Source organism: Pseudaminobacter soli (ex Li et al. 2025) (genome assembly GCF_003012705.1).
In the GTDB taxonomy this organism is placed as follows: Bacteria; Pseudomonadota; Alphaproteobacteria; order Rhizobiales; family Rhizobiaceae; genus Pseudaminobacter; species Pseudaminobacter soli.
Map to the genome: position 1 here is coordinate 122,207 of NZ_PXYL01000005.1, position 18,033 is coordinate 140,239.

Below are 18,033 nucleotides of genomic sequence, written 5' to 3' on the forward strand. Positions count from 1 at the left end.
CATGAACGAGATCATCACCCAAGACGGCGAAGTCATCGAGGGCATGCAGGTGCAGGCCCCATCGTCCAGCATGGCGGTCCAGCTTCAGAAGGCCGAGATCGACCAGCAGATCACCACGGCGCACGCCTTCCCGCGGTCGCTGAAACGCGTCCAGTCAGCAATCATGTCGATGGCGACACTGGATGAGGAAAGTGCCGAGGAGTGCATGTATGCACTTCCGCGTGGCGGCAAGCCTATTAAGGGACCATCTGTCCGCTTTGCCGAAATCCTGAAACAAGCCTATGGCAACTGCCGCGCAGCAGCACGCGTCGTTCACGTAGACCGCATTGAGATGTTCGTCGAGGCAGAGGGCGTATTCCACGACCTCGAAACCAACTCGGCAACGACCACACGCGTTCGCCGCCGGATTAGCGACCGCCGCGGCAAGGTCTTCAATGATGACATGATCATTGTGACCGGCAACGCCGCGTGTGCCATCGCCAAGCGTAATGCAATCCTCGACGGAATTCCTAAGCCGCTCTGGCGTAAGGCATATGAGACTATCCAGGCGACGATCACCGGCGACGTGACAACCCTGTCAGAAAACCGAGAGAAGGCATTCAAGGCGCTTGCCGCCTTCGGAGTGAAGCCGGAACAGGTCTACCAGTCGCTCGGCATCGAAGGCGTCGAGGATATCAGCGTCGATCATATCGCCACCCTGCGCGGCATGTATTCCGCGCTGAAGAATGGCGAAGCTACGGTCGAGGAAATGTTCGTCGGCACCGTCAAGCCTGTTTCGGATCACCAGAAGATTGCCGACCCGCTGGCCGATGAGCCCGTTAGCGCGCCAATCGTTGACGAGCCTGCAGCATCCGCCAGCGAGCCCACAATCGAACACAAGGAATCGTCGGCCCCCTCCACCGACGTAGGCAGCGACTCTATCCCGTCCCCAGATGGAGCCGCTGCCGATCTATCCGCCCAGACGGGCGATGAGGAGGCCGGCGCGGAAGCGGCTGATGGGCAGTCCGCAGCGTCGGCCTCCACCTATTCTCGCGCCGACTGCCTCAAGGCCTTCATGACAACAGCGACCGACAAGGACCTGACCGTCACCGAACGCCGTGATCTCCTCGAGCAGTCGAAAGGCTGGTGGAAGGAAGCGCTTCCGAATGATCTCGAGTTCGTGCGCGCCTGCCTGTCGAACTGCGACAAGGTCGCCAAGGGCGAACTCGGTGCCGATGACGCGCGGAAGTATCTGGAGGGCTTGCTGTGACGGATCGCCCTATCCTCTTTTCCTCGCCAATGGTCCGCGCACTCCTCGACGGCCGCAAGACCCAGACGCGGCGCGTCATTGGAACGTTTCACGATTTCGATCCGCTCCAGGATCTTATTCGGTTCTTTGACGCCAACGACAAGTTCATCGGCAACAACGACGGCCCTCCGGCAGAAGAATGCCGAAAGTATGAGGAGCCAAGCGTTCGCTTCGCTGTCGGCGACCGCCTCTGGGTGCGCGAAGTATTCTCCTATGAGAGCCTAGACGTCGACCGCAATGGCTTCATGCCGCCTTGGTATTGGGCCGATGGCAATCCATCATCTGGCGACTTCACCAAGCCGAAGCCTTCCATCCATATGCCGCGCTGGGCATCCCGCCTCACGCTGACCGTCACCGACGTTCGCGTGCAGCGGTTGCAGGAGATCAGCGAGGCGGATGCGAGGGCAGAAGGCTGCCCCGTAAGTTGGGATGGGAAGCCATATGACCCGCCGCACCCTGAGGTTGATAGCTGGCAGGGATACGGCCGGGCGAGCTTCTGCCTTCTTTGGAACAAACTTAACGCCCCTCGCGGCTTCGGCTGGTACGCCAATCCTTGGGTTGTCGCCGTCTCCTTCACGGTCGAGCACCGGAACATCGATGCGCTTGAGGTGGCAGCATGACCAAGCTCCTGCACATCACCTCTCACACCCGCCGCGCTCCGGTAAACCCAGCCGCCAAAGCAATGGCAGCCAACCATGCGGCTCTGTCTGCTTTCCTCTCGACCGATGACGGCAGGATCGACGCCTGCATGTTTGCGCTTGCTGACGAATGTGAGCGGGCCGTCAAGGCTGATCCGGAATGGCAGGCGCTCAAGGCGGGGAGGCACTGATGGCCATGATCTCCGCCAAGCTGCGCAACAGCGCCAAGGGGCAACCGTGCACGTTCCAGATCCCCGGCATCTGCTGCTACGACCCGGAAACGACCGTCCTTGCCCATATCGGTGATGAGTCCAAGGGCATGGGGAACAAGGCCGCGGATTATTCGGCCGGCTTCGCCTGCTTCTCCTGCCATGAGGCTATCGACCAGCATCGGCTCTCGAAACTGGACGAGCTCTTCTACAGCCTGCGCGCGATGCAGCGCACCTGGGCGCACTGGATCAAGTCCGGGCTGATCATCCTTCCCATCGATCCGGCAACGGCCAAGCGCCGGCCGAAGAAGAAATCCAAGATTCCATCGCGCCCGCTGCGGAGCGCCAACACGTTTGCGAGGAAGCCATGACCACCCCTGTGCTGAACAAGGAAGGGCGCGTCATCACCGCGCTGGAATGGAACGAATACCACGACGAGCAGGGCAATCCTGAACGCTGGGATGCCGAGACGACGTTCAACACCTACTACGGCATCGCGCTCCTGCATGACGGCTATTCGGTCGAGTATGACTATGCCGATGTTGCCAAGGCGCTGGACAGTCTCGATGCGGCCAAGGCTGCGGCGGTTGCCGACTGCGCCAAGCGCTGCACCGCCTACCTCTCCGCCTCCCTGCCTGCCGATGTGGCTGGAGTGGTGGCTCGGATACAGGCCCACTGCGAGGGCGATCGCGAGAGCTTAAGCGGCATACCTCTGCTCCGCGAAGCCGCCGCGCTTATCAGCGCCCTCTCTGCCGATAATGAGAGGCTGAGGGAGGGCCGGGACGCATGGGCCGACGAACGAGTGGAAATCCTCCGTAAGGGGACAGCATGGCGCGCCCGCGCCGAAGCATCAGAAGCCCGCGTGAGGGAGCTTGAGGCGGCGCTGGAGCCGTTTGCAGTGATTGCAGGCGCCGTTTTCCGCGTCGATGAAGATGGTCGCGAGATGAACGCCGGAAAGCCGGATGACCACGCCGTTTGGGGCTTTGACCGTGTCGGGTTGAGATACGGCCATCTCCGCGCCGCCCGCTCCGTAGCTAAGGAGGCTGGCAATGTCTGACGCACCAGAACGGATTTGGGCCGAGAGCGATCCCGAAACAGGCGAAAAGCGCTGGTTCTCCATCAATGGCATGGGCACCGAATATCTCCGCGCCGATGTAGCCGCCCTCCGCGCCGGTGGCGAGCCGGTGGCTTGGCAGTATCGCTGGAAAGGCACCAGAGGCGGATGGTCTGATTGGATGGTCTCGGAATCGGACCCGAGCAACTGGACGTGGCCGTATTATTGGGAAGACCTTGAGGCCCGCCCCCTCTGCGCCCACCCCGCCCCGTCCGAGCCAGTGGCAGTGAAGCCGCTGGAGTGGCACGCAAGCCCCATACGCGAAAACTCCTGGCTGGCGCCTAATGGTTTTGGCGAAAACTACGTCGCATCCCGCTATGAAGGTCAGTGGAGATGTATCGGCCAAGACTGGCCAAGCCTTGACGCCGCCAAGGCCGCTGCCCAAGCCGATTATGAAGCCCGCATTCGCTCTGCTCTGGTATCCGCCCCCTCCGATCTGGAGCGCGAGCTAGACGAGGCGCGGGCTTGGATTGCAAGCTATGAAGCCGAAAAGGCGCGCTGGATTGCAAGCGCGGAAGCCGACTTTGCGCGTCTGGAGCGCGAGCTAGACGAGGCGCGGGCGGAAGAATACCGCGTCCGGCGCGCACTCTCTGAACTTGTTGGTAGGCACGGCAATTATTGCGCCTATGCTGGTCAGCCGAGCGAAGCCTATCACGCCTTCGTTACCGGCGCGCAGGATTTGTGGGACAGGGCTCGTGTCGCTCTTGGCGGCGACGCCACGGGCGCAAGTGAGCGTCTGCAATCCATAACGGAACGCGCTGAGAAAGCCGAAGCCGAGCGCAACGCCCTTGCCGCCGACAAGGCGCGGCTGGTGGAGGCACTGACTGGAGCCTGCGAACAAATACTGGACAGCTACCGGACGTGGGTTGCCGATGACGTAGGCGCACACCCGCGCCATGGCCAGATACCGCGCTACGACGCAGCCCGCGCCGCCCTATCCGGCGCGTCCACAGCCACCCCTGCCGACAAGGTGCAAATGGAGGCAGTCGAGATTTCCATGGGCCATGGCTTGGTCGATGTCGGACCCATCACTTGGCAAGGACGCTCCGGAATACTCTTGCGCCCTCGCGATAAACACATACCGGTCGGCTCCCCCGGAGAATTACAAGATCAATCGTACTGGCCGGTCTCCGGAGATGTGGTGATCTGGATCGACTGGCCCGAAGGCGCAGAAATCATCATCAAGCATCTCGCCGCCCTCGGCACGTCCGACAAGCTGGCAGAAAGGGAGGGGGAATAGATGGACAACCGTTTCTGGCTAGAACTCCGCGAGCCGAACCGTGTCCCGCAGCGAAAGGGGCCGTTTCTCAAATCCCGCACCGCCGAAGTGTTGCGCGAGTTCATGGATGCGCGACCGACTGCCTTCATATCGGTCGTCACCGTGGATCATGACGGGCCGCTGTTCGAGGATGCCCCCGAATGCCTGATGATCGCAGACGGCCGGTCGAAAGCCAGAGCGCTGCGGCACATTCAAAGCTCGAAGGCAGCGCACGCATCCGCCCTCATCTCCAAGGAGCAGCCGAAATGAGCGCCAGAGACACGATAGCGCGGGCCGTGATTGCCGACGGCGTTGGGCTCCCGAGCGAATACGAACTCGTGGATGCCATACTCGAAGCCCTCGCCGCCGCCGGCTACACCATCGTTCCCACTGGAGGGGTGGAGAAGGCGGTGGATGGGCTCGAAGAAGCTATGCGCTTGGCCGAGGTTGGCGAATACCTCTACAACGAATGCGCATACAGCTACGGCGACGGGTACACCGAGCCGCGAGAATACGGCATCGAATGGCAGTGGCAGCAGTCCAAGCCGGATGAGTTCGGGCAAGGCCATCTTCTTGCAGCAGCCACGAAATGGCACGGGGAGCAGCTTGAAGGTGGCGCCGAAACGGAGGCCACCAAGCTTCGCGCCGCCATTTCCTCTCTCCATATGCCGGTGCAGGCTGGGTGGCAGCCGATAGAGACCGCGCCGAAGGACAAAACCAGCGTCATCATAGCCGTTCCGACCAAGGACATGGACGATTACATCATCGGAGAGGCCTATTTCGACCCAGAGAATTACGCTGGTGGAGATTGGTGGTGGGCCGGGACGAGCCATGGCGACTATCACACCGACCCGGTGAGGGAGGCCAACTATCATCTGCCATCGTTTTGGCAGTCTCTCCCCGCCGCTCCGCTCTCCTCCCGGCCGAAGGGAGGCGCGTGAGATGGGGACCGAACCGAACAACAAGCATGCTCCGAGGCTTTGCCCGTCATGCGGTACCCCACGCGAGAACACTGGCGCTCCAGTCTGGGAGGATTTCTGCCCGAACGAGGAATGCACGCACGATCGCGACGAGTTCAGGCGCTTCTTTGCGAACAGCCGTGCGGCATTTGCACGCGACCAGCGCATTCGTGATGCCGCAGCGGACATGCTGGCGGCGCTGAAAGAGGCGGAAGGCGAGCTCTATCAGGTTCCACCCGCAGACAAAGAGCAGGAGCGCGTTCTGCAAGTGGTGCGCGCCGCCATCTCCAAAGCCGAAGGAGCCACCAATGACCTCTGACCTTATTGCGAGACTGGAGGGGCTGACGAAGCCGTGCAACAAAACAGACATCTTGGTTGAGATTGCTCTGTTTAAGCCTGACCGCTTCTATGCGTCTATCCGGGTCAATGATGCCGGCACCAAGGTCATCTACACGTCCAAAGGCGGACGCGATTCGACCTATTGGGCTGGCGACCACACGCTTTCGCCAGAACGACGCGCGCGCAGCATCGCGGCTCTCCGCGCTCTCGAAGCAGGAGGGCGTGATGCCTAAGCTGTGCGAATACGAAATCGAAGTCCTGAGAATGATGGACGGCGGCCCCGAATTGCCATGGGGCGCGGCAATGTCAGCGGCACTGGAGTTTCTGGCCGACCGAGGCCTTTGCACGCGCGGCCCCAACTACCGCATCACCCCAGCCGGCCGCGCAGCCCTACAGGCGGAGGGGCGGGAATGAGGGACACGACCGACTTTGAGGCATACCGCGCGTTCATCGACCGGATCAACCGCACGACAGACCGAGAGATAGACGCGAACTCCTGCCGCGAACGCTCGCCGCTGGCTGACCGATGGGCGTATCTCGATTGGTGTGATCGCATCAATGGTCGCATGACGCGGGAGGCGCCGGATGACCAATAGCGCCATTCTCGACATAGGCAGAACCCCAGAGGAATGGGTTGCCGAGTTCGCACAGCGCGGCATATCCATATCCGCCCGCGCCCTTCGCCATACCGCGCGCAAGGCGGGTGCTTGCCGAATGTTCGGGAAAACGATGATAATCATGCCCGAGCACATCGACACTATTTTTCAGGAGCCATCACAGTGCCACTCGAACTCTACGAGCGAAATGGATGGTGGTGGTTCAAGGGCCGGATCGACAGGATACCGGGCGGCAAATACTACCGACAAAGCTCTGGCATACCTTCAGCGGCAGACAAAGGCGAAGCCTACCGCGAAATCGCACGATTCGAAGAGCAAGAGTTCAAACGTCATTACATTGGCGAAGAGCAGGCCATAACGTTTTCGGAGGCCGTATTGCTGTATCCGGCAGGTACGCTGGAGGCAGCAGACCTGTTGAAAATCGTTCCGCTGATCGGGGACAGGCCAGTTGCGAAGATAACCCCGCAGGAGGTTAGCAACCTAGGGCCAAAGCTCTACCCGAACAGCTCGACCGATTCCTGGCAGCGCCATGTCGTGACACCGGTCAGAGCCGTCATCAACAATGCGCACCGCCTCGGCAAATGCCCGCCGATCAGGGTCACAACCTATTCCAAGCAGGAGCGGCTGGATCAGGATCGAGCAAGAGGAAAGTCAAGCCGCGTCGAGAAAACCCCCGGATCATGGGAATGGATTCTCGCATTCCGCGCGAAGGCGAACCCGTACCTCGGGGCCATGGCGCTATTCATGTTCGAGACGGGCGCCCGCATCAGTCAGGCCGCCGCTATTACCCCGGCTGATCTGGATCTGCAGAACGCGCAAGTCTGGATGCCAGAGGCCAAGGGGACTGAAGCCCAATGGGTGACGATCTCCATGGACCTCGTTATCGAACTGGCGAACCTCAAGCCAAGGCGACCGCGCAAGGGCCCGCATGGCAAGACGCGGCCGAAGGAACATCGCGTGTTCGGCTATCAGGCTAAGGACGGCGTCTACAAGGCATGGAAGACCGCGTGCAAGAAAGCCGGCATCGAAGAGATCATGCCGCACGCCGCCGGGCGCCATGGCTTCGCTACGGAAATGCTCGTCAGGCACAAGCTCGACGCCGCCACAGTGGCAAAGGCTGGACGCTGGTCAGACCGCGCGCTGATGCAGAAAACCTACATGCATGACGAGAACGCGACGGACAAGGTACAAGAGGCTCTCCGTACAGGACGCGTACAAGCGCTTGGCGGAGGTAACGATAACGACAAGAAAACAAAGAAGAAATAGCCGTTTCGACCTCTCCCCTCCGAAGGCAGAGGTCACAGGTTCGAATCCTGTCGGGTGCGCCAGTTGGGCCGCTATCCTCCTTGTTTGCGGTTGCGTCCCCCTCCTCCGGTCCTCAATGGCGCAGGCGGCAAACTCCCTCAATTCCGTTCAATGAGCAAATCCGCGACAGGCACGCGCCCTTGTGATCGCTTCAAGCGCGGAGATCGTTATGTCAATGACAGCGAAGGCTTCTCCATCGGGATGGAATCAAAGAAATTCCACGGAGCAACGTCGCCACTTTGGGATCTGAGAGTCGGCGCCAAGGTTGCAGGGCCAGATTAGGGCATATCGCTGTCCGAGAGCCGACCGGACTATCGATCCTTATCAAAGCAACAGAAATTTGAGTTCCTTGCGTCCAGCTTGGTTGGGCAGCTATATAGTTAACGAAACATTGCGATAGAATGAAAATTTCTATAGGAACTATTTTGCCGAAATACACTGCGTTCCTTCACCGATAATTTCTGCGCGCGCCCTTATAAGTGCCACATAACGAAAACGCGGGGGCGCAACTATGAAACACATTTTGACTTCTTTTGCTTTTGTACTTTCTTTCTCTTCGGCATCTATTGCATCTCCACTTGACTTGAGCTCTTCCGTATACATCAATCAGCTGGATGGTGCCGGATTCTCGAAAATGGACACTGCAGCCATCGTGGCGCCTTTGATGCAGATCGCCCAGCAGTTGCCACAACTCAATCCTGGCCCGTCGAACCTTGCGCTGGTTTGGCAGGAGGGCGAATTCAACAACGCTTCGGTTGATCAGCAGGGCTCAAGCAATGTCGGCCTGATCAGGCAGATCGGGTACAACAACAACGCAGCGATCCACCAGGTCGGGAACGGACATCAGGCCATGATCTTCCAGCAGGGCCGTAACAACACCGCGATCATCAGCCAGCGCTGAGCGCTGACAGACAAGAAAGCCGGCGTCTAGCGCCGGCCTTCTGGTTATGGTGTTCCATTGTTCCCGGGGGTTACAGGTGGGAGCCCTGTCCCGTCACCGGGCTCCTGCGGAATTCCACCAAAGTCCGGGAAGTCGATCGTGAAGCCCGGAGATCCGCCACCTTTGGTCTGTGCCGTGGCCTGCGACAGAAGCCAGTTGCCGTTCAACGGGTCACCACCGAAGGAGGGATTTATAGGGCGATAGACGAGCTCGGACGCCGGCGCGAGAGCTGTCGCACCAAGCAGCGAGATTGCAGTAAACGCCAACAATGCGCGATATGATTTCATGCTTGATCCTCTTTCAGGGCGCTTTTCAGTCTCGCTTCCTACTTGTTCAATACGTACATGCGTCCAGGGACGACTACAACGATCTTGTTTTCGAGTCCCCTCAGGCCAGACGGCATGAGATAGCGTCCTGACTGAGCGGTCTGCAGTGCGAGCACGGTCGAATTCTGCGAGTCGCGAACGTCGAGAGCGCCGGCCAGATCATTTCCCGCCTGGATGTAGGCAACATCGTTATTGTTGCCCGATACGCCGACCAACTGGAAATTGCGATCGCCGCGGCTCGCCTGAAGCACGTTGTTGTTGGTGCCGCCCTGGACGAGCAGTAGCGCCGAATTGTTCCCCTCGATCGACTGGACAGCTCGATTGTTGCTTCCCGATTGCTGGATCACCGACAAGCTACCGCGTCCGACGATGCCCGAATTGGCCTGGTTCATCTCGCCGATCTGCGTGATGGAGGTCGTCGACTGTGCATTCCCCGCTATCAGCGGCCTGATAGGCTCGATTAACGCGTTGACGTCTGCCTGATTGGTCTCGAAGGTCAACGTCTCGAACTGTTGCGCCGAGCCACTGCCGGCCGACAGGACCAAAAGGGCAGCGCCCGTTGCGAGCGCCTTTGCTACTTTCACGGCCCGTCCGATCATCATGATCTCCCACTCCCGTCTTGTGATGCTTACGTGCGTACTTCTGCCGGCTTCAGATCTATCTCAGCGGCAAGCCGGCAAAGCGCCCTTCCGTCCGCGTCATTGACAATCATCTGGATCGACAGTTTCGAGGGACGGTCGACAACCAGACGCACGTTCCCCAGGCTTCCAGCCGAAAACGCGTTGTCCTGATTCATCATGCTCGTTCCAGACACCGATCTCTTCGTCACGCTGACGCGAAAAATGCCTGAAATGTTCGCCGAAGTTTCGATGAACGGCCTGAGAGTTGCCATCTGACCGTCATCGATACTGACACCGCATGCAGTGATGCGATTGTCTAGGATTTCACCAGAAATGACCTGGTCGCTCATCGAAGCTTCGCTTGCAGTAGACAAAAGAACAGGCGCGAGAGCTGCGAAGAAATGCGGCTTGATGGACATGCCCTGCTCCCGCTCTTGCCTGGAGAGATGCGGGGCGCGCTTGATGCGCGCGCCCCGCCAACCGTCGTTCGACTTAGTTGCTCTGAACCACGGAAGCTATGTTGCCGCGACCCTGCTGCAGGACCAGCGAGTTCTGGCCGGAGCCACTCTGCTTGACCGAGGCTATATTGGCCGACGCACCGCCGCCCGTGCCGTTCTGCAGGATCAGCGAGTTGTTCGACGAACCGCTCTGATCGACATAGGCGAAGCTGTAATCACCGCTCTGGATGACGGCCGAGCTATGCGACGTGCCGGTCTGCAGCACGCCAGCGACGGAGTTGCTTGCATTCTGCAGGATCAGCGAGGAGCTGCCCATGCCGGTCTGCGAGGTGGCGGCGACGTTGTCGTGGCCGTTCTGGATCGTCAGCGCGGTGGTGCCGATTGCGGTCGTCTGCGCGGTACCGGCCTTGTTGTGGTTGCCGTTCTGAACGGTCGCAGCAGCGGCTGCTGCTACACCAGTCTGTACGGTGCCGGCCTCGTTCAGATCACCGATCTGAACCGTGCCGGCCAGAGCGCCGATCGAGGCGATCTGAACGGTTCCCGCAACGTTTTCGTCGCCGAACTGGGCGATTCCAGCCAGCGACCCCGCTGCCGGACCCGGCAGGTTGAAGTTGACGCCCAACAACGAACCGGCCGGGACCGAGCCACCCTGAATATTGGTTGCAGTGTTGTGGTTACCCGACTGGACGATTGCTGCAGCCGACAAAGTAGCCGGTGAGTTTGTCTTCACATCCAAAGCGGTACCCCGGGAAGGATGCTCATATGATGCCCCTCCGGCATCTTCAGCTGCGGCGCCAGCAGGCGACGGGGTACGACCAGGTTGACGTTGTCGAAATCGGTCACGCCCGTGGCCAGCGGCATGGCCAGATCCGAAATCCAGAGATCTCCGGGGTTCGTCTTCTCGTCGGCGCTGCCATCGCGGCGGCCGCAGCTTCCTCGCATGTAGAACTGGAGGACGATGTGATCGAGATCGTCGCGCTCGATCCGGCGCCGGGAGCGGTCGAAGGATTGCGCGTTCGAGCTGCAGGCGCCAAGCGCGAGCTGGCCGACCATGAAGGCTTCGACGCGGGCGTGGAAGGCGTCATCGGACGTCTGGCGCGGCCTGACGTCGAACATCACGCTGACGCTCTCCTGCCAAGCGGAGATCGCCGCCTTGGTGGGCAGGCCCGAAGTATCCAGAACCGAGCTGGGCAGCGACGCCGGCGCGCTCATTGCTTGACGCCGGCTTGGTTGAGCTTCTCGCGCCAAAATGGTTCAAAGCAGGGACGAAGACCTGCCAGTCCGCGAGATCTGCTCGAATGCATCATGCCACAAGTAAAGTTTCAATCTGAGCTGTCGCTTATCATATGCCGGACAGCCGCGCGAGTTCTTTACTACAGACTTGCCTGCATGATGCGCCAGCGGCTGGGTTAGCTAAGCCTTGGCCGGCCGTGCAGCGATGACTTCCACCTCAACCTTGAATTCCTCGCGCGTGAAGCCCGACACGATCATCAGCGTCGAGGCCGGCGCCGGCTGCGGGAACAGCCGGTCGCGCACGTCCATATAGGGGCGCATATAGGCGCGGTCGGTGACGAAGGCATTGATGCGCACCACGTCGGCAAAGCTCATGCCGCAGGCGGTGAGGATCGAGCGCACATTCTCGAAGCAGAGCTCGGCCTGGGCCGCGGCATCCTCGGGCACATGCGCATTAGGGCCGATGCCGAGCTGGCCGGAACAGAAGACCATGTCAGATCCGGTCCGAACCACCACGCCGTGGCTGTAGGCGGCAAAGGGCGCCGGCATGGTATCCGGCACGAGATGGTCGAGGTTCGAAGCGCGATCGGTCATGGCATGCCTCCGGAGAAATGGATTGAATTCAGCGCCAGGCGGCGAGCCAGCCCAGCCCTTCGTCGGTCGAGCGGCGCGGCTTGTATTCGGCACCAAAATGCCCGGCATGGCCGCGCGCGGCCAGCTCGGGCAGCACGGTCGCAAAATCGACCTCGCCGGCATCGGGCTCGCCACGATCCGGCACGGCAGCGAATTGCACATGGCCGATCCGCTCACGATGCGCGTCGAATTCTTCCAGAATGGATTTGCCGGAACGGCCGACATGGTAGCAGTCGAACATGATGCGGATGTTGTCGCGCCCGGCCTCTTCGATGATCGATGCGGCCGTGGCGTTGTCGTGCAGGAAATAACCCGGCACGTCGTGGAGATTGAGCGGCTCCAGCAGGATGGTGATGCCGGCTGGCGCGGCCCGGTCGGCCGCATAACGCAGATTGGCAACGAAGGTGTCGCGCGCTTCCAGCGCATTCGTCTTGCCGGCCATGACGTGGATCGCGGTGGCGCCGATCGCGGTCGCATAGGCGAGCGCCTGGTCAATTGCAGCGCGTGCATCGTCCCCGCGCCCTGGCAAGGCGGAAAGCCCGAACTCGCCGGCGTCGACATTGCCCTTCGAGGTGTTCAGCCCCAGAACCGGCAGGCCGCTCTCGGCCAATGCCTGCTTCAGCAGCGACGGCTCGACGGCATAAGGCCAGTGCAGCTCGACCGCGTCGAAGCCGGCCTTGGCCGCCGCGCGCACGGCATCGGGAAGCGCAAGCTCGGTCCAGAGGAAGCCGAGATTGGCAGAATACGAAAGGGCCATGATGTTCAATCCCACTCGATGTTGAAATGGTCCACGACATCGCGAACCTGTTCGGGCGTCAGCATTTTTGGCTTCATGCCGCGCGTGAGCAGCGCAAGCCGCGCCGTCTCTTCCAGCTCTTCCATGGCATAGACCGCGGCTTCCAGATCCTTGGCGGCGACCACCGGCCCGTGATTGGCCAGAAGCACGGCGCTGCGCTTGCCCGCAAGGCCGCGGATCGCGTCGCCGATGGCAGCATCGCCCGGCCGGAAATACGGCAGCAGCTTCACCTTGCCGAGCCGCATGATGGAATAGGGTGTCAACGGCGGCAGCACATTGTCCGGGTCGGTTTCCGGCAGCATGGACAGCGCCACCGAATGGGTGGAGTGGAGATGGACGATGGCGCCGGATTTCGCCCCGCGTGTATCGTAGAAGGCGGAATGCAGCGGCATTTCCTTGGTCGGCGCATCGCCGCCGACCAGCCTGCCGGTCTCGTCGATCAGCGACAGCCGCGCCGGATCGAGATCGCCGAAGGAGGAGCCGGTGGGCGTCACCAGAAGCCGACCGTCGGAGAGGCGCGCGGAAATGTTGCCGGACGCACCGCCGGTCAGGCCGCGCTCGAAGATCGAGCGCGCCATCCGGCAGATCGTCTCGCGCAGCTTCGCTTCTTCGCTCACCCTGCTGTTCCCTTGAGCATGCCCAGCGCCTTGGCAAAAAAGTCCTCGGCGCCGAAATTACCCGATTTGAGCGCCAGGCCGAAATCCTGCCCGCCAACGCGCAACATGGGAACCCCCGGATCGATCTCGGGACCGACCTGCAACGCCTCGCAGGCAAGCCCCTGCACGACCGCGCCAGAAGTCTCGCCGCCGGCCGACACCAGACGCCTGACTCCATGCCGCCGCGCTTCGGCGGCAAGCTCGGCAAAGAAGGTCTCGATCCTGTGGGCGAGTTCGCCAAGCCCGTATTTCTGCTGCGCCTTGCCGACCACTTCCGGCTCGGCGGAGGAAAACACCAGCGGCTCTGCGGCCAGATTTTCTGCCAGCCAGGCGGATGCCTTCGCCACCGTCATGTCGCCGGCCATCAGCGCATCAGCGTCGATCTCGAGAGCTGGGTGATTGGCACGATAGTGCGCCACCTGGCCGCGCGTGGCGCGCGAGCAGGAGCCCGAAAGCACGGCGCCCGGTCCGTCGATGCCCTGCCATGCCACCTGGCGATTGCCGATCAGCCCCTTGCGGCGGAAATTTTCCGGCAGGCCGAGTGCCACGCCCGAGCCGCCGGTGATCAGCGGCAGGTCGGCGGCCGCCTCGCCGATTGCGAACAGGTCTTCGTTCTGCAGCGCATCGACCACCAGAAGCTTGTGGCCTGCCTGGTCCTGCCGCCGCATCGCTTCGGCGATTGCCTCGGCGCCACGGCGGACATCGGAAAACGGCACAAGTCCCACGGAAAGCGCGGTCTGATATTGCAGCCAGCGGCGAATGTCGGGGTCGGTCATCGGCGTCAGCGGATGAGCCTCCATGCCGGACTCGTTCAGCAGCCGGTCGCCGACGAAGAGATGGCCCTGATAGATGGTGCGACCCGCTCCCGGAAAAGCCGGGCAGACGATGACCTGGCTCGCCCCCAGCGCCTTGCTGAGCGCCTCGGCCACCGGGCCGATATTGCCGGCCTTGGTGGAATCGAAGGTCGAGCAATATTTGAAGAAGAACTGGCGGCAGCCCTGTTCCTTGAGCCACTCCAGCGCCTGCAGCGACTGCGTCACGGCTTCTTCCACCGGCACGCTGCGCGTCTTCAGCGCAACGACGCCCGCTTCCACATCCGCATCGGCCTTGCCTTGCGGAATGCCGCAATATTGTGTCGTCGCCATGCCGCCCTTGACCAGCGTGTTGGCAAGGTCCGACGAGCCGGTGAAATCGTCACCAATACAGCCGAGCAGCATGATCAGCTCTCCTTGTAACGTTTCGCGGGAAGGCTGATGCCGCTTGTCTCCGCATAGAGCTTGACCACCGCCACGTCGCCCTCGCGGCCAAGGCCGGCCTCGGACGCGGCCCTGAAGCGGGCAAGTGCGGCCTGCGCGACCGGCAGCTCAAGCGAGGTTTCTTTCGCCGCGCCGGTGACGATGCCCAGGTCCTTGACGAAAATGTCGACGGCCGAATGCGGCCGGTAGTCGCCATCGGCGATGTAGGGCCCACGGTTTTCGAACATCCACGACGAGCCGGCGCAATGCGGGATCACCTGCATGATCTGGTCGGCGTCGACGCCTTGCGCGAGGCCGAAGGCGAAGGCCTCGGCGGCGGCGGCGATATGAATGCCGGCGAGCAACTGATTGACGCTCTTCATCGCCGAGCCCGGCCCGGCGCGGTCGCCCAGGCGGAAGACGGTCTGGGCCATGGCATCGAGCGCCGGCTGGGAGCGCGCGAAGGCATCGGGCGTGCCGGATGCCATGATGCTGAGCTGGCCCTTTGCGGCGCGCGCCGAACCGCCGGAAATCGGCGCGTCCAGATAGAGTATGCCCTTCTCGGCAAGGCGGGTTTCGAACTCGACCGCCTTCTGCGCGTCGATGGTCGCGCAGCTGATGACGACCGCGCCCGGCTTCAACTTCTCGGCCAAGCCGCGCGCGCCGAACAGCGCATCTTCCGTCTGAGCCGCGTTGACGACGACCAGAATGGCGCCATCGGCTTCGGCACTCGCCTGGTCAAGGTCACGGTCAAGGCCGGCCTCGGCCCGGAAACGCATCTGGGCGTCGGCATTGAGGTCGAAGCCATCGACGGCGAGACCACTACGGAGCAGCGACTGGCCCATGCCATAGCCCATGGCTCCGAGGCCGATGAGCAGAAAATGCCGGCCGGGCTTGGCGGAGGGTTCGGCGCTCATGCCTGCTTCTCCGCCTTGGGCGCATAGTCCTCAAGATAGGCCTGGATGATCGCCTCGAAGGACTGATCGGCCTTGAAGCCGAGCTTTTCAGCCTGGCTGGCCTCAAAGGCCTTCGGCCAGGTCGAGATGATCGCGACGATTGCCGGGTCGATTTCCTGACGGATGAGCTTCACCGCGTCGTCGCCCGCGATGGCGCGCAACGCCTCGATCTCGTCGGCCACGGTCGCCGAAACGCCTGGCATGGTCATGTTGCGGCGCTCCTTGAGCAGCGCGCCATCCACCGCCGCGGCATGCGCGATGAAGCCGATGGCCGCGCGCGGGCTGGCGAACCAGTGCCGCACGGACGGCTCCACAGGCAGCGTGGCAGGCAGGCCCGCCAGCGGCTCGCGCAGGATGTTGGAAAAGAAGCCCGAGGCCGCCGCATTGGGCTTGCCGGGGCGAATGCAGATGGTGGGCAGGCGGATGCCGATGCCGTCGAAGAAGCCGCGGCGGCTGTAGTCGGCCAGAAGCAGTTCGCCGATCGCCTTCTGCGTGCCGTAGCTCGAGCGCGGCGTGATGATGTAGTCGTCGTCGATGACATCAGGCAGCGGCGAGCCGAAGACGGCCAGCGACGAGGTGAAGACCACGCGCGGATAATAACCGTCCGCCTCATGCGCTTTGCGCACCGCGTCGAACAGATGCCGCGTGCCGTCGAGATTGATGCGGTAGCCCTTGTCGAAATCGCGTTCCGCTTCGCCCGACACGATGGCCGCGAGGTGGAAGATCACATCGGGACGCGTCGCCACGAGGCGCTCGGCAGTCTCGGGCGAGGAGATGTCGCCGGCCTCGAACTCGACCACGACCTTGCCACCCTCGGGTAGCGTGCTCGGCACCGCGATGTCGAAAAGCGTCAGCCGCGAAACGGCCTTGCCGGCAATCGCGCCGTCCTCGATGAGGCGCTTGGCCAGCCCCGCGCCGAGCATGCCGGCCGCGCCGATGATGAGACAGTGAACCATTTTGTCCTGATCCCGAACCAGAGTTTTACGCTTGGGTCGAAGGCGGGCTGCCTGTTCGCTGCCCGCCCTCGACTGAATATGATATTGGATGAAAAGCCCGGCCTCAGGCCGGCACCATCCCCTTCCCGCTCGCCAGCTGCTTCAGATGCTGCTGCCCTGCTGCAATGTCGGCTTCGCTCGGGCTCAGCCCGGCCGCCAGTAGCCGGCGCGCGATCATATGGTCGGACGGCTTGTTGATGGAGTCCACGGCCACGAGGCGCGCGCCCTGGAAATGAAAGACCGAGAAAGCGTTCTCCTCCGGATTGCCGGAGACCACGCAATGGTTGGCGTCGAGCGAGAGACCTGCTGTCTGCAGCTTCATGTCCCCCTGATCGGACCAGAACCATGCGACTTCGGCGTAAGCGTCGGAGCGTCCAAGGATGGAGCGCGCGACATGCTTTGCCTGGTCGGTCGCGTTCTGGACCGATTCCAGCCGCACGCGCCGGCCCACCTGATGATGGTCGTAGCTCACGCAATCGCCGATCGCGTAGACATGCGGCGCCGAGCTGCGCATGTGCCCGTCGACGACGACGCCGTTATCGACCAGCAGGCCGGCTTCCGCGGCGAGTTCGACATTGGGCACCGCGCCGATGCCCAGAACCACCATGTCGGCCTCGAACTTGCGACCATCGGCAGTTGCGACCGCCTTTACACGCCCGCCCTCGCCTTCGATGACGGCAAGCTGCACACCGGTGAAGATGTCGATGCCGGCGGCACGGCTCCGCTTCTCGACATGGGCGGACACCATCGGCGCCACCGATCGCGCGAGCACGCGAGGGCCGGCCTCGATCAGCGTCGTGACCTTGCGCATTGCCAGGCAGCTATGCGCCATTTCCATGCCGATGAAGCCGCCACCGACGATGACTACGTTCAGCACCTCGGGCATCATTTCGCGGATGCGGCGCGCATCGTCCATGTTGCGCAGCGTGACGACGCCGTCGAGGTCGACGCCCGGCAGATCCGGAATTCGTGCCCGCGCGCCGGTCGCGAGAATAAGATGCGTCCAGTCGAGTTCCTGTCCATCGGCAAGCACGAGCCTGCGGTCGTCGAGGCGGATCTTCTCGACACGAGCGCCAAGCATCAGCTCGATTGCATTGTCGCGATAGACGGCTTCGGGGCGCAGCACGAGGCCGCCCGAGTCGGGGGATTTCAGGTAGGACTTGGAAAGCGGCGGCTTGTGATAAGGAAGATCCGTCTCGTCATTGATCAGGACGATATCCCCCGCGTAGCCTTCCTGACGAAGGCTGACCGCGGCCTGGGAGCCGGCGTGCCCCGCGCCGACGATGATGCATCTATCGCCCATGTCCCCTCCACATACTCCACCGTCCGACGCCAGTCGGCCGCGCCTTGCGCGATCGAAATGCTCTCGCAAGACAACTCCGCTCTCCGGTCCGCACGCGAAAAACGCGCGCAAAAACTCCCCCGACTCGAACGGCTCGCAATTTTGTTGCATATCTC

The 18,033-nt window shown here is 62.1% G+C and carries 26 protein-coding genes; 14 read left to right on the forward strand and 12 right to left on the reverse strand.

The window, feature by feature from the left end; translation table 11 throughout:
- Position 1: 1 nt before the first annotated feature.
- The 14 genes from C7I85_RS12180 (at position 2) to C7I85_RS12245 (ending at position 8,628) form a co-directional block, all read left to right on the forward strand.
- The gene (locus C7I85_RS12180) at positions 2-1,249 is read left to right on the forward strand and encodes a hypothetical protein (RefSeq protein ID WP_106724263.1); all 1,248 of its coding nucleotides are present in this window, start codon (positions 2-4) and stop codon (positions 1,247-1,249) included.
- Positions 1,246-1,908 carry a hypothetical protein gene (locus tag C7I85_RS12185; protein ID WP_106724264.1) on the forward strand — a complete coding sequence of 221 codons (663 nt, stop codon included), beginning with the start codon at positions 1,246-1,248 and terminating at the stop codon, positions 1,906-1,908. Before C7I85_RS12180 ends, C7I85_RS12185 begins: the two co-directional genes overlap by 4 nt.
- A complete protein-coding gene (locus tag C7I85_RS12190; protein ID WP_106724265.1) occupies positions 1,905-2,117 on the forward strand; it encodes a hypothetical protein in 213 nt (70 codons plus the stop codon). Before C7I85_RS12185 ends, C7I85_RS12190 begins: the two co-directional genes overlap by 4 nt.
- On the forward strand, positions 2,117-2,506 hold the full coding sequence (locus C7I85_RS12195; protein WP_106724266.1) for a nuclease domain-containing protein: 390 nt from the start codon (positions 2,117-2,119) through the stop codon (positions 2,504-2,506). Before C7I85_RS12190 ends, C7I85_RS12195 begins: the two co-directional genes overlap by 1 nt.
- A complete protein-coding gene (locus tag C7I85_RS12200; protein WP_106724267.1) occupies positions 2,503-3,192 on the forward strand; it encodes a hypothetical protein in 690 nt (229 codons plus the stop codon). The genes C7I85_RS12195 and C7I85_RS12200 overlap by 4 nt, the downstream gene beginning before the upstream one ends.
- A complete protein-coding gene (locus C7I85_RS31345) occupies positions 3,185-4,489 on the forward strand; it encodes a hypothetical protein (protein WP_210203041.1) in 1,305 nt (434 codons plus the stop codon). Before C7I85_RS12200 ends, C7I85_RS31345 begins: the two co-directional genes overlap by 8 nt.
- Positions 4,490-4,777, forward strand: coding sequence for a hypothetical protein (locus C7I85_RS12210; RefSeq protein WP_106724268.1), 288 nt, complete (start codon positions 4,490-4,492; stop codon positions 4,775-4,777).
- The gene (locus tag C7I85_RS12215; RefSeq protein WP_106724269.1) at positions 4,774-5,448 is read left to right on the forward strand and encodes a hypothetical protein; all 675 of its coding nucleotides are present in this window, start codon (positions 4,774-4,776) and stop codon (positions 5,446-5,448) included. Before C7I85_RS12210 ends, C7I85_RS12215 begins: the two co-directional genes overlap by 4 nt.
- A 1-nt stretch (position 5,449) precedes the next feature.
- Entirely contained in the window at positions 5,450-5,785 is a 336-nt protein-coding gene (locus C7I85_RS12220) for a hypothetical protein (protein ID WP_106724270.1), read from the forward strand.
- A complete protein-coding gene (locus C7I85_RS12225; RefSeq protein ID WP_106724271.1) occupies positions 5,775-6,038 on the forward strand; it encodes a hypothetical protein in 264 nt (87 codons plus the stop codon). The genes C7I85_RS12220 and C7I85_RS12225 overlap by 11 nt, the downstream gene beginning before the upstream one ends.
- The gene (locus C7I85_RS12230; protein ID WP_106724272.1) at positions 6,031-6,219 is read left to right on the forward strand and encodes a hypothetical protein; all 189 of its coding nucleotides are present in this window, start codon (positions 6,031-6,033) and stop codon (positions 6,217-6,219) included. Before C7I85_RS12225 ends, C7I85_RS12230 begins: the two co-directional genes overlap by 8 nt.
- Complete coding sequence (locus C7I85_RS12235) at positions 6,216-6,401, forward strand: hypothetical protein (RefSeq protein WP_106724273.1); 186 nt, start codon at positions 6,216-6,218, stop codon at positions 6,399-6,401. Before C7I85_RS12230 ends, C7I85_RS12235 begins: the two co-directional genes overlap by 4 nt.
- Before the next feature lie 183 nt (positions 6,402-6,584).
- The gene (locus tag C7I85_RS12240; protein WP_106724274.1) at positions 6,585-7,688 is read left to right on the forward strand and encodes a tyrosine-type recombinase/integrase; all 1,104 of its coding nucleotides are present in this window, start codon (positions 6,585-6,587) and stop codon (positions 7,686-7,688) included.
- Between the two features lie 550 nt (positions 7,689-8,238).
- Positions 8,239-8,628: a hypothetical protein gene (locus tag C7I85_RS12245; RefSeq protein WP_106724275.1), complete on the forward strand. Its 390-nt coding sequence runs from the start codon at positions 8,239-8,241 to the stop codon at positions 8,626-8,628.
- 44 nt (positions 8,629-8,672) lie between these two features.
- Here C7I85_RS12245 and C7I85_RS12250 read toward each other — a convergent pair whose 3' ends face one another.
- The 12 genes from C7I85_RS12250 to C7I85_RS12305 all read right to left on the reverse strand — a co-directional run bounded on the left by C7I85_RS12250 (position 8,673) and on the right by C7I85_RS12305 (position 17,878).
- A complete protein-coding gene (locus C7I85_RS12250) occupies positions 8,673-8,954 on the reverse strand; it encodes a curli assembly protein CsgF (protein ID WP_106724276.1) in 282 nt (93 codons plus the stop codon).
- Positions 8,955-8,992: 38 nt separating this feature from the next.
- Entirely contained in the window at positions 8,993-9,595 is a 603-nt protein-coding gene (locus C7I85_RS12255) for a hypothetical protein (RefSeq protein ID WP_146148871.1), read from the reverse strand.
- 26 nt (positions 9,596-9,621) lie between these two features.
- On the reverse strand, positions 9,622-10,032 hold the full coding sequence (gene csgH, locus C7I85_RS12260; RefSeq protein WP_106724278.1) for a curli-like amyloid fiber formation chaperone CsgH: 411 nt from the start codon (positions 10,030-10,032) through the stop codon (positions 9,622-9,624).
- Between the two features lie 73 nt (positions 10,033-10,105).
- A complete protein-coding gene (locus C7I85_RS12265; protein ID WP_146148872.1) occupies positions 10,106-10,807 on the reverse strand; it encodes a hypothetical protein in 702 nt (233 codons plus the stop codon).
- Positions 10,798-11,283: a hypothetical protein gene (locus C7I85_RS12270; protein ID WP_106724280.1), complete on the reverse strand. Its 486-nt coding sequence runs from the start codon at positions 11,281-11,283 to the stop codon at positions 10,798-10,800. The genes C7I85_RS12265 and C7I85_RS12270 overlap by 10 nt, the downstream gene beginning before the upstream one ends.
- Before the next feature lie 201 nt (positions 11,284-11,484).
- A complete protein-coding gene (locus tag C7I85_RS12275) occupies positions 11,485-11,898 on the reverse strand; it encodes a RidA family protein (protein WP_106724281.1) in 414 nt (137 codons plus the stop codon).
- 28 nt (positions 11,899-11,926) lie between these two features.
- On the reverse strand, positions 11,927-12,694 hold the full coding sequence (locus C7I85_RS12280; RefSeq protein ID WP_106724282.1) for a hydroxypyruvate isomerase family protein: 768 nt from the start codon (positions 12,692-12,694) through the stop codon (positions 11,927-11,929).
- Between the two features lie 5 nt (positions 12,695-12,699).
- Positions 12,700-13,350: an aldolase gene (locus tag C7I85_RS12285; protein ID WP_106724283.1), complete on the reverse strand. Its 651-nt coding sequence runs from the start codon at positions 13,348-13,350 to the stop codon at positions 12,700-12,702.
- Complete coding sequence (otnK, locus tag C7I85_RS12290; RefSeq protein WP_106724284.1) at positions 13,347-14,606, reverse strand: 3-oxo-tetronate kinase; 1,260 nt, start codon at positions 14,604-14,606, stop codon at positions 13,347-13,349. Before otnK ends, C7I85_RS12285 begins: the two co-directional genes overlap by 4 nt.
- 2 nt (positions 14,607-14,608) lie before the next feature.
- The gene (ltnD, locus tag C7I85_RS12295; RefSeq protein ID WP_106724285.1) at positions 14,609-15,541 is read right to left on the reverse strand and encodes an L-threonate dehydrogenase; all 933 of its coding nucleotides are present in this window, start codon (positions 15,539-15,541) and stop codon (positions 14,609-14,611) included.
- Positions 15,538-16,536 (reverse strand): D-erythronate dehydrogenase, encoded by a 999-nt coding sequence (gene denD / locus C7I85_RS12300; RefSeq protein ID WP_106724286.1) that lies wholly within the window; start codon positions 16,534-16,536, stop codon positions 15,538-15,540. Before denD ends, ltnD begins: the two co-directional genes overlap by 4 nt.
- Before the next feature lie 103 nt (positions 16,537-16,639).
- Entirely contained in the window at positions 16,640-17,878 is a 1,239-nt protein-coding gene (locus C7I85_RS12305; RefSeq protein ID WP_106724287.1) for an NAD(P)/FAD-dependent oxidoreductase, read from the reverse strand.
- Positions 17,879-18,033 lie beyond the last annotated feature (155 nt).